We start from the raw sequence: 12,568 nt of genomic DNA, 5'->3' as shown, positions 1-12,568 counted from the left end.
CGACGATGAGCGGTCGCCGTGGATCGCTTCGAGGGGGATGACAGGTGCCGTGGATATCGCTCCCTATCGTGGGGGAGGTCGTGAGTCCGGGCAGGCCGCCGGCCGGGCCCCGCGCCCGGCGGACGAGTCCTACGCCGCTTCGGGCAGCACCGCCCCGCTCCCGTACCCCGGCCGTACACCCAGGTCGGTGAGGATCGCCTCGGCCGCGCGACGGCCCGAGAACAGGGCGCCCTGGACCGTGCTCGTGTCGCGGTGGTCGCCGCACACGTACAGCCCGGTGAGCAGCCGGACCGGGCGGCGCAGATCGTGCGGGGCCGGCATCGCGGGCACCGCCTCGGGGTCGTGGTGGGCGGTCAGCAGCTCCCAGTGGTCGGTGGGGGTGCCGTACAGGGCGGCGAGATGGGTGCGGACCGTGCGGTCGAGGTCGGGCGGCGGGGTGCCGAGCACCGTCGAGCTGATCAGGGTCCGGCCGTGCGGGGCGCGCGAGGGGTCGACGGCGCTCATCACCGCGGTGTGTGCGACCGGCCCCGAGCGGTCGGCGTCCAGCAGCAGTGAGGCGCCGGTCGGCGGGGGAGCGGGGGCGGTGTGGTGAAGGACCGTCACGGGGTGGAAGGGCGGCACCCGCAGACCGGGCAGCAGTTCGGCGGCGGCGCCCGCGCCGGTCGCCAACAGCAGGGAGCGGCAGCCCAGTTCGCCGTGCTCCTTGGTGCGGACGGAGGTGATGTCGGCAGCCGTGACATGCACACCCGTCCGTACGGTGCCGGGCGGCAGCGCGGCCGCGAGCATTTCAGGCAGCCTTCCCGAACCGCCGGCCGGTACGCACAGCCTGCCGCGCGCATAGCTGCGCAGGGCGAGATCGGCGCACCGGCTGGACGTGGTGAGTTCCGGATCGCTGAGCAGTGCGGAGAGCAGCGGGCGAAGGAAGCCGTTGACCGTACGGGAGGTCAGGCCGCGGTGGGACAGGGCGGCGAGCGCGGTCTGTTCGGGCCGGGCCAGGATGCGGGCGGCCGGGGTGGCGGCGAGGCGGGACAGGGCGGCGCCCAGTCGGGCCTGGTCGATCGGCCCGCCCATCGGCGGACGGGGGGCGCTTGCCAGGGCGCGCGCCGCCTTGAATGCGCCCCGCGCGCCCCGTACATGGCCGGTCCGGTACTGACGGCCGTCGCTGTGGACGAGCACTCCCGGTGCGAAGTTGCGCAGTGCGAGCCCACCGAGGGCGGGCATCCGGCGAAGCTCCGGGTACGAGGTGCTGAGCAGCGGGCCGATGTGGTCGAGCCGGAAGCCGTCCACGTCGGCGGTGGCCATCCGGCCGCCGACCCGGGGGCCGGCCTCCAGGACACTGACACTTACCCCTGCGCTGGTCAGTTGGTGGGCGGCTGACAGGCCGGCGATCCCGGCCCCGATGATGACGACGTCCGCGTGGTGTGCCGAGCTGAGCACGTGCCCCTCCCCGAGTCGGCGCAACTACTGGGAGGCTCTTGCCCCCAGCAGGCCCCCGGAATGCCCGAGTTCGCAAGGAGGCTAGGAAGGGGGGCCGGTGCGGGCGCAGTCGCGCGCACCGGGGCACCGTTGCACGGGGTCGCATGTACGTCCGAATTTGCGGAAGATGTGCGGGCCGGGGCTGCGCACGGCGCGGTCCGGTGTGTGCCGGTGCGCTCAGCGCAGCGCCGCGCGGATCGCCCCGTCGATTCCCGGGAAGGCGAACACGAAGCCCGAGTCCAGCAGCCGGCCCGGCAGCACCCGCTGGCTGCCCAGCACATCCTCCGCGAAGTCCCCCAGGACGATCCGCAGGGCCGGTGCCGGAGCGGTCAGGAGCGTGGGGCGGCGCAGCACACGCCCCATCGCGGCCGTCACCTCGCCGTTGGTGACGGGGTCGGGGCCGGTCAGGTTCACCGGACCCGACAGCGACTCCGTGTCCAGGATGTGCCGCAGGGCCGCGACCTCGTCGTGCAGCGCGATGAAGCTCCAGTACTGGCGCCCGTTGCCCAGCCGCCCGCCCAGCCCCGCCCGGAACAGTGGGAACAGCCGGCCCCAGGCCCCGCCCTCACGGCCTACGACCAGACCGGTGCGCGCGTGCACCGTCCGTACGCCCGCCTCCTGGGCGGCGGCCGTGGCCGCCTCCCACTCCACGCACACGGACGGTAGGAAGCCCTCGCCCGCCGGGGCGCTCTCGTCGACCGCGCGGTCTCCGGTGTCGCCGTAGTAGCCGATGGCCGATCCGGACAGCAGGACCTTCGGCGGGACGTCCAGCGAGGCGACGGCCTCGGCCACGGCCGTCGTCCCGAGCACCCGGCTGTCCCGGATCTCCTGCTTGTACGCCGGTGTCCAGCGGTGGTCGCCGACCCCGGCCCCGGCGAGATGGACGACGGCGTCGCAGCCCACCAGGCCCGCCACGTCGACATACTGGCGTCCGGGATCCCACTCCACCTCGTCGCCGGCCCGTGCCGGATGTCGCACCAGGCGCACGACCTCGTGCCCGTCGGCCCGCAGCGAGCGCACCAGCGCCGCTCCGATGAGTCCGGATGCTCCGGTGACAGCGATACGGGAGTGCAGCATGGAGCCCATCCTGCCGCAGCGGCCCCGGTGCGCCTCACTCGCCGGGCCGAAGGCCTCCCGTGCGTCGCCGGTCTGCGCCGAGTCGTAAAACGGCTGACCGGGCAACGGGCGGAGTGGCACAGTGGCGCGCATGTTCGAGATCCACACGCACCCGGTCCGCCCCGTCCGCTCCGCTGTCCTCTCCGACGAAGCCGCTCTCGGCGAACTCGACCGCGCCACCTGGTCGACGCTGCACGCAGTGACACCGAGGCCGCAGCCCCCGTACGAGCCGTTTTTCGACGACGGTCACAAGCCCGAGGACTTCCTCGTGGCCGAGGCTCAGAACGCGGCGGGCGAGGTGTGTCTCGCCGGTTACACCAGGCTGGTGCCGCCGACCCCGCTGGCCTGCAACACACATGTCCGGCAGATACAGGGCCTCGCGGTGGCCGACTGGGCGCGCGGCCGCGGTATAGCCAGGGCCCTGCTGCGGGCCGCGTTCGCGGCGGCGCGGAGTGACGGGGCGAACCGGATGACGCTGCGGGTGCTCGGGCACAACGCACCCGCGCGGGCCCTGTACGAGTCGGAGGGGTTCGTCGTCGAGGGTGTGCTGCCCGGTGAGTTCTTCCTGCACGGGCGTTACGTCGACGACGTCATGATGGGCCGCTCGCTCGCCCCGTGACACCTCGTGTCCTTCGCCGAGGTGCCGCCGGGCCCGCGCCCGGCGGCACGGCCCCGGGTGCGCTCAGCCGGGCCCGAACCGCTCCCAGAGCGCGGGGAAGCGTTCCGCCAGAGCCGCGTCGTCCTCGAAACTGAAGGGGGTGCCCTCCGGCTCGGAGGTCTGGGGCGGCAGGCCGAGGTCCGGGGTGACCAGGCCGGTGAGCTGTTCGTACGCCTCGTCGGCGGCGTAGCCGAGATCCTCGGCGTCCCCGTCGACCTCCTCGTCGAAGTCGTCCAATAGATCGGCGAGGCCGTCCGGATCGTGCAGAGCGCCCTCGAAGATCTTCCGGCCCTGACCGATCAGCCAGCAGCGGAAGAAGTCGAAGGCGTCATCGCTCGCGCCGCCGAGCAGTACGGCGGCGGCGCCCCACAGCTCCCAGCGGTAGGCGCGGTTGTAACGGGCCTCGAAGTGCCTGGCGAAGTCCAGCACGGCTTCGGGATCGAGTTGCACCAGCCGTTCGACGAGCAGGTCGGCCTGGTCCTCGGGGTCGCCCTCGGCGGCCTCGCGGGTGCTGTCGATGATCTCCCAGAACTCCGTCTCGTCCATCACGGGACAAGCATCGGCCTTGACGGCAGGCGACGCACCTGGACGCGGCGAAAAGAAGTCTTCAGGGATAGAGGTCGCGCAGGCGTTCGGCCGCCGCGGTGAAACGCGCCCGCAGAGCCGCGGGTTGGAGGACCTCCAACTCCGGTCCCAGGGACAGTAGCTGGCTGTACGCGACATCGAGGGACTCGACCGGCAGGGTGAGGGTGAGCCGCCCCTGTGCGTCGGGCGGGCCGGCCGCTTCCAGCGCGTCGTGGACCGCCGAACGGTCCATGGCGTACGGCAGTCGGCGTACCCCGTCCTCCGTCACCCGTACCGTCACCTCGGTACGCAGGAGCGAGCGGGCGAACTGGGCGGCCCGCTCGTCCCAGAAGCCCGGAAGATCGAACTGCTCGTCGCGTTCGAACCGCTCGTCCGACACGGCGACGGCCGAGAAGCGGTCGATCCGGTACACCCGGAAGTCGTCCTCCACACGGGCGCAGAGATACCAGACCCCGGCCTTCAGGACGAGTCCGTACGGGGCCAGCTCCCGCTCCACGTCGTCGTCCCGGCCGCTGCGGCGGTAGCGGGCGTGGACGATCCGGTCGTCCCAGACCGCCTCCGCGACGGCGGGCAGCAGTTCCGGGGTGACCGGCTCCTGGTACCAGCCGGGAGCGTCCAGGTGGAAGCGCCGGGCGGCGCTGTCCGAGGCGCCTTGCAGGGACGGGAGCAGGGCCGCCGACACCTTGAGCCGGGCGGCGGACGCGGCGTCCTGCAGACCCATCTCGCGCAGGGCGGAGGGCAACCCGGAGAGGAAGAGCGCCTCGGCTTCGTTACGGGCGAGCCCGGTGAGGCGCGTGCGGTACCCGCCGACCAGCCGGTAGCCCCCGGCCCGGCCACGGTCCGCGTACACCGGGACGCCCGCTTCGGAGAGCGCTTGCGCGTCCCGGGTGACGGTCCGTTCGGACACCTCGAGCTCCTGGGCGAGCTCGGCGGCGGTCATGGCGGGGCTGGACTGCAGGAGCAGCACCATTTTGATGAGACGGGCGGCGCGCATGGGTCCATTGTGGCCGCGATGTACGGGTTGTGGCCCGCAGAGCCGGGGATTGGCCTCGATCGCCGGACGGGCTTGAAATTCAAGCCCGTCCGGCGAACGAGGACAGAGCCTCCGCCGGACCGGGCGCGCGGCGGCAGCCGGGCGTACCCGGCCGCCTTCACGCGTCAGAGCCCGTACCGCTCCCGGGCCTCCTTGACCGCGGACGCGGTCACCTCGCCGCGGCGGGCCAGCTGGGCCAGCGCCGCGACCGTGATCGACTGGGCGTCGACACCGAAGTGGCGGCGGGCCGCATCGCGGGTGTCGGAAAGCCCGAAGCCGTCCGTGCCGAGCGAGGACCAGTCCTGCTCCACCCACTGACTGATCTGGTCCGGGACCTGCCGCATCCAGTCGCTGACCGCGAGGACCGGACCCGGTGCGCCCTCCAGGGCCTGGGTCACGTACGGCACCCGCTGCTCACCGCGGAGCAGCGCCTCGTCGCACTCCAGCGCCTCACGGCGCAGCTCGCCCCACGACGTGGCGGACCAGACGTCGGCCGTGACACCCCAGTCCGCGGCCAGCAGCTCCTGCGCCTCCAGGGCCCAGTGGATCGCCGTGCCGGAGGCCAGCAGCTGGACGCGCGGTGCGTCCGCCGTCGCGGGCGTGCCCTCCTTGAAGCGGTACAGGCCCTTGACGATGCCCTCCTCGACGCCTTCCGGCATCGCGGGCTGCGGCTTCGGCTCGTTGTAGACCGTCAGGTAGTAGAAGACGTTCTCGGCCTCGGGGCCGTACATCCGGCGCAGACCGTCCTTGACGATCACCGCGATCTCGTACGCGAACGCAGGGTCGTAGTTGAGCGACGCGGGGTTCGTGGACGCGATCAGGTGCGAATGGCCGTCCGCGTGCTGGAGGCCCTCGCCGGTCAGCGTCGTGCGGCCGGCCGTGGCGCCGACGATGAAGCCCTTGCCGAGCTGGTCGGCGAGCTGCCACATCTGGTCGCCGGTCCGCTGCCAGCCGAACATCGAGTAGAAGATGTAGAAGGGGATCATCGTCTCGCCGTGCGTCGCGTACGACGTGGCGGCGGCGACGAAGTCGGCCATGGCCCCGGCCTCGGTGATCCCCTCGTTGAGGATCTGGCCGTCCTTGGCCTCCTTGTAGTACATCAGCTGGTCGCGGTCGACCGGCTCGTACGTCTGGCCCAGCGGCGAGTAGATACCGGCCGACGGGAACAGCGACTCCATGCCGAAGGTACGCGCCTCGTCCGGGACGATCGGCACCCAGCGCCTGCCGGTCTCCTTGTCCCGCATCAGGTCCTTGACCAGGCGCACGAACGCCATGGTGGTGGCCATCTCCTGCTTGCCGGACCCCTTGTACAGGGCCTTGAACGCACGCTCCTCGGGCTGGGGCAGCGCCACCGCGTGCACCCGGCGGGCCGGCGCGGGGCCGCCGAGAGCGGCACGGCGCTCCTGGAGGTAGCGGACCTCGGGGGAGTCGGCGCCCGGGTGGCCGTAGGGCACCACACCGTCGGCGAAGGCGCTGTCCGGGATCGGGAGGCCGAGCAGCTCGCGCATGCCCTTGAACTCGTCGATCGTCAGCTTCTTCATCTGGTGGTTGGCGTTCTTGGACTCGAAGCCCTTGCCGAGCGTGTAGCCCTTCACCGTCTGCGCGAGGATCACGGTCGGCGCGCCCTTGTGCTCGACGGCGGCCTTGTACGCCGCGTACACCTTGCGGGCCTCGTGGCCGCCGCGCGAGGTGTAGAAACACTCGGCGATCTTCGCGTCGGTGAGCAGCTTCGCCAGCTCGGCGAGCGCGGGCTCGGCGCCGAAGAAGTGCTCGCGGATGTACGCGACGTCGCGGGTGGCGTACGTCTGGAACTGCGCGTCCGGGACCTCCCGGAGCCGACGGACCAGTGCACCGGTGGTGTCCAGCTGGAACAGCTCGTCCCAGGCGTTGCCCCAGAGCGTCTTGATGACGTTCCAGCCGGCCCCGCGGAACGCGCCCTCCAGCTCCTGGACCACGCGGAAGTTGGCGCGGACCGGACCGTCGAGGCGCTGCAGGTTGCAGTTGATGACGAAGGTCAGGTTGTCGAGCCGCTCACGCGCCGCGAGGGCGAGGGCGGCGGTCGACTCGGGCTCGTCCATCTCGCCGTCGCCCAGGAAGGCCCAGACGTGCGAGTTCGACGTGTCCTTGATGTTGCGGTTGGCCAGATAGCGGTTGAAGCGCGCCTGGTAGATCGCCGAGAGCGGGCCGAGGCCCATCGACACGGTGGGGAACTCCCACAGCCAGGGCAGCCGCCGCGGGTGCGGGTAGGACGGCAGACCGTCGCCGCCCGCCTCCTGGCGGAAGTTGTCGAGCTGCTGCTCGCTGAGCCGTCCGTCGAGGAAGGCGCGGGCGTAGATGCCGGGGGAGGCGTGGCCCTGGATGTAGAGCTGGTCGCCCGACCCGTCCCCCTCCTTGCCGCGGAAGAAGTGGTTGAAGCCGGTCTCGTACAGCCAGGCCGCCGAGGCGAAGGTGGCGATGTGGCCGCCGACGCCGAGCCGGGCGCCACGGGTGACCATCGCGGCCGCGTTCCAGCGGTTCCAGGCGGTGATCCGGGACTCCATCTCCAGGTCGCCGTCGAACGCGGGCTCGGCGGCGGTCGGGATGGAGTTGACGTAATCGGTCTCCAGCAGCTTGGGCAGCGCGAGACCGGTGCCCTCGGCGTGCTGGAGCGAGCGACGCATCAGGTACGCGGCGCGGTGCGGGCCCGCGGCCTTGGTGACGGCATCCAGGGAGGCCGCCCATTCGGCGGTCTCCTCGGGGTCACGGTCCGGGAGCTGATCGAGCTCGCTCGGAAGCTTTCCTACGGGGTCGGTCATGATCGCCGCCTTCCGGAGTGGAGGGGGGTGGAGAAAGGCCCTGACTGGCAGGACAGGGCGATGGGGCCGGTGGGCCCGCGGAGTGAACTGTAAGTCCCCGATCGATGATCGATCAAAGCGTGAAAGGCAAAACTTCTCGATATGAAGAAAGTGGCATTCGGTGTCGCGAAATGGGGCACGGAGTGACGGGATTTAACGCGTAAAAGGGGCGCTCTCCTGCACAGGTGAGCGCCCCTCGCGACAGATGTGTACGTCCTTCAGGCGCGCGGTGCACAGCCGAGTACATGTGCCTTGACCAGCACACCGATGTCCGGGTCCTTCCGCAGGAACGCCTCGATGAGCGCCTCGTGCTCCTCCGCGTACGACTTCTGGACCGTGCCCAGCCACCGGATCGACAGGGCGGTGAACACCTCGATGCCCAGCCCCTCCCAGGTGTGCAGCAGCACGGCGTTCCCGGCCGCCCGCACCATCTCGCGGTGGAACCCCACGGTGTGCCGCACCTGCGCCTCGCCGTCGGCCAGCCGGTCCGCCTCGTAGAGCGCCGTCACATGCGGCGCGAGGCGCGAGCAGTCCTCGCCGAGGGCCGGAGCCGCCAGCTCCGCCGCGATCTGCTCCAGACCGGCCCGTACCGGATAGCTCTCCTCCAGATCGGCCGCGGTGAGATTGCGGACCCGTACGCCCTTGTTGGGGGCCGACTCGATCAGCCGGAGCGTCTCCAGTTCCCGCAGCGCCTCGCGTACGGGCGTCTGGCTGACCTCCAGCTCGGTGGCGATCCGGCGCTCCACGATCCGCTCGCCCGGTTTCCAGCGCCCGCTGACGATCCCGTCCACGATGTGCTCGCGGATCTGTTCGCGCAGCGAGTGGACGACGGGCGGGGTCATGAGGGGCTCCTTCGGGGCAAACCGGTGCGTCTCTTCATCACGGCTGCCGGGGCGACCGGTGGTGTCCAGTGCTGTGGCCGAAAGGTCTGCCGGGAAGCTCGCGGGGTCCGGTGCGGTGCATCGCAAGGCGGAGGATCCCCCTCGTACTGGACGTACTCGGGTGATGCGACAACGCAGCGAGGTGCCGTGCCGGGCGTCGCGAGCCGGTGAACCTTTCCGGTCACAGCACTAGACAATACGGCGGCGCCCCCTTCCGGAAGTGATCCGGATGGGGGCGCCGCTGGTGAGGCTGGTTACAACCGTGGTGCTCAGAGGCCGAGCTCGACCTCGAACTCACCGGCCTCCAGGATCGCCTTGACCGCGGTCAGGTAACGGGCGGCGTCCGCGCCGTCCACCAGACGGTGGTCGTAGGAGAGCGAGAGGTACGTCATGTCGCGCACCGCGATCGTCTCGCCGAGGTCCGGGTGGTTGATGACCACCGGGCGGCGGACCGTGGCGCCGATGCCCAGGATGGCTGCCTGGTTCGGGGGCACGATGACGGTGTCGAACAGCGCACCGCGCGAGCCGGTGTTGCTGATGGTGAAGGTGGCACCGGACATGTCGTCCGGCGTCAGGCCGCCACCGCGGGCCTTGCCGGCCAGCTCGGCGGTCTTCTTCGAGATACCGGCGATGTTCAGGTCGCCCGCACCCTTGATGACCGGGGTCATCAGACCCTTCTCGGCGTCCACGGCGATGCCGATGTTCTCCGAGTCGAAGTACGTGATGGTGCCCTCGTCCTCGTTGATCCGGGCGTTGATGACCGGGTGGGCCTTCAGCGCCTGGGCCGCCGCCTTCACGAAGAACGGCATCGGGGACAGCTTGACGCCCTCACGGGCGGCGAACGCGGCCTTCGCCTGGTTGCGCAGCTTCATCAGCTTCGTGATGTCGACCTCGACGACCGAGGTCAGCTGGGCCTGCGAGTGCAGCGCCTTCATCATGTTGTCGCCGATGACCTTGCGCATGCGGGTCATCTTGACCGTCTGCCCGCGCAGCGGGGAGACCTCCAGCTTCGGCGCCTTCGAGACTGCCGGAGCGGCAGCAGCAGCGGCGGCCGGAGCCGGGGCAGCGGCCCTGGCGGCCTCCGCGGCGGCGACGACGTCCTGCTTGCGGATACGGCCACCGACGCCGGTGCCCTTGACCGCGCCCAGGTCGACGCCGCTCTCGGCGGCGAGCTTGCGGACCAGCGGCGTGACGTACGCGCCGTCGTCAACGGAGGTCGCGGCCGGGGTGACCGGAGCCGGGGCGGCGACAGGCGCCGGGGCGGCCGGGGCCACCGGGGCCACCGGTGCGGCCGGGGCCACCGGTGCGGCCGGGGCCACCGGTGCCGGAGCGGCGACCGGGGCGGCGGGCGCCACCGGAGCCGGAGCCGGTGCGGGGGCGGCCGGAGCGACCGGAGCCGGTGCGGGGGCAGCCGGAGCCGGAGCCGGGGCCGGGGCCGGGGCGGCGACGGGCGCCGGGGCGGCCGGGGCCGGAGCAGCCGCCGGAGCGGCACCTGCGGCACCGATGACGGCGAGCTTGGCGCCGACCTCGGCGGTCTCGTCCTCGGCGACGACGATCTCCAGCAGCACACCGGAAACCGGGGCCGGGATCTCGGTGTCGACCTTGTCCGTGGAGACCTCCAGGAGGGGCTCGTCCTCCGTGACCTCCTCGCCGACCTCCTTCAGCCAGCGGGTGACGGTGCCCTCGGTGACGCTCTCGCCGAGCGCCGGGAGGGTGACGTCGGTACCGGCGGCGCCACCGGCCGGTGCGGCGGCGGCCGGGGCCTCGGCCACGGGGGCCGGGGCAGCAGCGGCGGGGACCTCGACGACGGGCGCCGGGGCCGGGGCGGCCACGGGCTCGGCGGCCGGGGCCGCGGCGGCAGCGGGCGCACCCGTGCCGTCGTCGATGACGGCCAGCTCGGCGCCGACCTCGACGGTCTCGTCCTCGGCGACCTTGATGCTGGAGAGGATGCCGGCCGCGGGGGCCGGGATCTCGGTGTCGACCTTGTCGGTCGAAACCTCGAGCAGCGGCTCGTCGGCCTCGACGCGCTCGCCCTCGGCCTTCAGCCAGCGGGTGACAGTGCCCTCGGTGACGCTCTCGCCGAGCGCCGGAAGGGTTACGGAAACCGACATGGTTTCAGTTGCTCCTTACGAAAGTGCGGAAGTAGGTCGGTCGTCGCGCCCGGTCGACTGATCAGTCGTGGGAGTGCAGCGGCTTGCCGGCGAGGGCCAGGTGGGCCTCGCCCATCGCCTCGTTCTGCGTCGGGTGGGCGTGGATGAGCTGCGCGACCTCGGCGGGCAACGCCTCCCAGTTGTAGATCAGCTGGGCTTCGCCGACCTGCTCGCCCATACGGTCACCGACCATGTGGACGCCTACCACGGCACCGTCCTTGACCTGGACGAGCTTGATCTCGCCCGCGGTCTTGAGGATCTTGCTCTTGCCGTTGCCCGCGAGGTTGTACTTCAGAGCGACGACCTTGTCCGCGCCGTAGAGCTCCTTGGCCTTGGCCTCGGTGATGCCCACGGAGGCGACCTCGGGGTGGCAGTACGTCACCCGCGGGACACCGTCGTAGTCGATCGGAACGGTCTTCAGACCGGCCAGCCGCTCCGCCACCAGGATGCCCTCGGCGAAGCCGACGTGCGCGAGCTGGAGCGTCGGGGCCAGGTCACCCACGGCCGAGATGGTGGGCACATTGGTCTGCATGTACTCGTCGACGAGGACGTAGCCGCGGTCCATCGCGACGCCGGCCTCCTCGTAGCCCAGACCCTGCGAGACCGGGCCGCGGCCGATGGCGACCAGCAGCACCTCTGCCTCGAACGTCTTGCCGTCGGCGAGGGTCACGCGGACGCCGTCCTGCGTGTACTCGGCGCTCTGGAAGAACGTACCGAGGTTGAACTTGATGCCGCGCTTGCGGAAGGCGCGCTCGAGAAGCTTCGAGCTGTTCTCGTCCTCGACCGGGACGAGGTGCTTCAGGCCCTCGATGATCGTGACGTCGGTGCCGAAGGACGTCCACGCCGAGGCGAACTCGACGCCGATGACGCCGCCGCCCAGCACGATCGCGGACTTCGGGACACGGTCCAGCTTCAGCGCGTGGTCCGAGGAGATGATGCGGTTGCCGTCGATCTCCAGGCCCGGCAGCGACTTCGGCACGGAGCCGGTCGCGAGCAGCACGTGGCGGCCCTGGATGCGCTGGCCGTTCACATCCACCGAGGTGGGGGAGGAGAGCCGTCCCTCACCCTCGATGTAGGTGACCTTGCGCGAGGCGATGAGACCCTGCAGACCCTTGTACAGGCCCGAGATCACGTCGTCCTTGTACTTGTGGACGGCCTCGATGTCGATGCCCTCGAAGGTGGCCTTGACGCCGAACTGGTCGGCCTCGCGCGCCTGGTCGGCGATCTCGCCGGCGTGCAGCAGGGCCTTCGTGGGGATGCAGCCGTTGTGCAGGCAGGTACCGCCGACCTTGCCCTTCTCGATCAGAGCGACGTCCAGGCCCAGCTGCGCTCCGCGCAGGGCCGCGGCGTAACCGCCGCTACCACCGCCGAGGATCACTAGGTCGAAAACGGTGCTGGCGTCGTTCGCCACGTCACGTCCTCCATGCATGTGCGCCGTATGCCGGGCCCCGTCGCTGGGGGATGACCGGCCGGTCGGCTGGTGTTCGGCCGCTTTTGTTGTTCGGCCCTGTGGTGGGGGCCCTGTCCTGCCGAGAACCCATCTTCGCACTTGTTGACGGTGGGCAGGACGCGGGGCCCGGGTCCGAGACGGATGATCATCAGTCTCGGGCGATTACCGCTGCGTAGAAGTAAAAAGGATAGGCGTGTAGCGCGGCCCCGGAAGGGGGGGTGGCGGGAGACGGAAGGGCGTACTGATTTCGTTGAGAGCGAAACCTGCGGGGTCCGTGCTGCGATGCCACCGTGGGAACACTTACGGCCCCGGGCGTATGCCCGGGGCCGTAACGACCTCGCCCACGATTGCCGGCGGCGTCCACTGCCAATCGTGGGCGAGGTCG

9 protein-coding genes are annotated in these 12,568 nt (G+C 71.2%); 1 reads left to right on the top strand and 8 read right to left on the bottom strand.

Translation table 11 applies throughout. The annotated features are described in order from the left end of the window. Window positions 1-129: 129 nt before the first annotated feature. Window positions 130-1,437 carry an NAD(P)/FAD-dependent oxidoreductase gene (locus ABTZ94_RS31600; protein ID WP_351205900.1) on the bottom strand — a complete coding sequence of 436 codons (1,308 nt, stop codon included), beginning with the start codon at window positions 1,435-1,437 and terminating at the stop codon, window positions 130-132. A 216-nt stretch (window positions 1,438-1,653) separates the two neighbouring features. Next, window positions 1,654-2,553, bottom strand: coding sequence for a TIGR01777 family oxidoreductase (locus tag ABTZ94_RS31595; protein ID WP_351205904.1), 900 nt, complete (start codon window positions 2,551-2,553; stop codon window positions 1,654-1,656). 130 nt (window positions 2,554-2,683) lie between these two features. Between ABTZ94_RS31595 and ABTZ94_RS31590 the strand changes: the two genes are divergently transcribed. Continuing rightward, window positions 2,684-3,211: a GNAT family N-acetyltransferase gene (locus tag ABTZ94_RS31590; protein ID WP_351205898.1), complete on the top strand. Its 528-nt coding sequence runs from the start codon at window positions 2,684-2,686 to the stop codon at window positions 3,209-3,211. A gap of 63 nt (window positions 3,212-3,274) precedes the next feature. Here ABTZ94_RS31590 and ABTZ94_RS31585 read toward each other — a convergent pair whose 3' ends face one another. The 6 genes from ABTZ94_RS31585 to lpdA all read right to left on the bottom strand — a co-directional run bounded on the left by ABTZ94_RS31585 (window position 3,275) and on the right by lpdA (window position 12,144). Beyond that, the gene (locus ABTZ94_RS31585; RefSeq protein WP_351205902.1) at window positions 3,275-3,796 is read right to left on the bottom strand and encodes a DUF4240 domain-containing protein; all 522 of its coding nucleotides are present in this window, start codon (window positions 3,794-3,796) and stop codon (window positions 3,275-3,277) included. A 61-nt stretch (window positions 3,797-3,857) separates the two neighbouring features. Further along, entirely contained in the window at window positions 3,858-4,829 is a 972-nt protein-coding gene (locus ABTZ94_RS31580) for a helix-turn-helix transcriptional regulator (protein ID WP_351205896.1), read from the bottom strand. Window positions 4,830-4,993: 164 nt separating this feature from the next. Further along, complete coding sequence (gene aceE / locus ABTZ94_RS31575) at window positions 4,994-7,663, bottom strand: pyruvate dehydrogenase (acetyl-transferring), homodimeric type (protein WP_351205894.1); 2,670 nt, start codon at window positions 7,661-7,663, stop codon at window positions 4,994-4,996. A 257-nt stretch (window positions 7,664-7,920) separates the two neighbouring features. Next, window positions 7,921-8,544 (bottom strand): GntR family transcriptional regulator, encoded by a 624-nt coding sequence (locus ABTZ94_RS31570; protein ID WP_266361865.1) that lies wholly within the window; start codon window positions 8,542-8,544, stop codon window positions 7,921-7,923. A gap of 308 nt (window positions 8,545-8,852) precedes the next feature. Next, the gene (sucB, locus tag ABTZ94_RS31565) at window positions 8,853-10,694 is read right to left on the bottom strand and encodes a 2-oxoglutarate dehydrogenase, E2 component, dihydrolipoamide succinyltransferase (RefSeq protein ID WP_351205892.1); all 1,842 of its coding nucleotides are present in this window, start codon (window positions 10,692-10,694) and stop codon (window positions 8,853-8,855) included. Window positions 10,695-10,755: 61 nt separating this feature from the next. Further along, window positions 10,756-12,144, bottom strand: coding sequence for a dihydrolipoyl dehydrogenase (gene lpdA, locus ABTZ94_RS31560; RefSeq protein WP_351205890.1), 1,389 nt, complete (start codon window positions 12,142-12,144; stop codon window positions 10,756-10,758). Between the last annotated feature and the right edge of the window lie 424 nt (window positions 12,145-12,568).

This window comes from Streptomyces sp. NPDC002785, assembly GCF_040295565.1.
Lineage (GTDB): Bacteria > Actinomycetota > Actinomycetes > Streptomycetales > Streptomycetaceae > Streptomyces.
Note: the sequence above shows the minus strand (reverse complement) of the source record. Positions and strands in the feature narration are given on the sequence as shown.

What these genes read in the sequence shown, in the direction of transcription:
- ABTZ94_RS31595 (WP_351205904.1), bottom strand. Translation starts at nt 2,553, where the DNA reads ATGCTGCACTCCCGTATCGCTGTCACCGGAGCATCCGGACTCATCGGA.
- ABTZ94_RS31590 (WP_351205898.1), top strand. Translation starts at nt 2,684, where the DNA reads ATGTTCGAGATCCACACGCACCCGGTCCGCCCCGTCCGCTCCGCTGTC.
- ABTZ94_RS31585 (WP_351205902.1), bottom strand. Translation starts at nt 3,796, where the DNA reads ATGGACGAGACGGAGTTCTGGGAGATCATCGACAGCACCCGCGAGGCC.
- ABTZ94_RS31580 (WP_351205896.1), bottom strand. Translation starts at nt 4,829, where the DNA reads ATGCGCGCCGCCCGTCTCATCAAAATGGTGCTGCTCCTGCAGTCCAGC.
- aceE (WP_351205894.1), bottom strand. Translation starts at nt 7,663, where the DNA reads ATGACCGACCCCGTAGGAAAGCTTCCGAGCGAGCTCGATCAGCTCCCG.
- ABTZ94_RS31570 (WP_266361865.1), bottom strand. Translation starts at nt 8,544, where the DNA reads ATGACCCCGCCCGTCGTCCACTCGCTGCGCGAACAGATCCGCGAGCAC.
- sucB (WP_351205892.1), bottom strand. Translation starts at nt 10,694, where the DNA reads ATGTCGGTTTCCGTAACCCTTCCGGCGCTCGGCGAGAGCGTCACCGAG.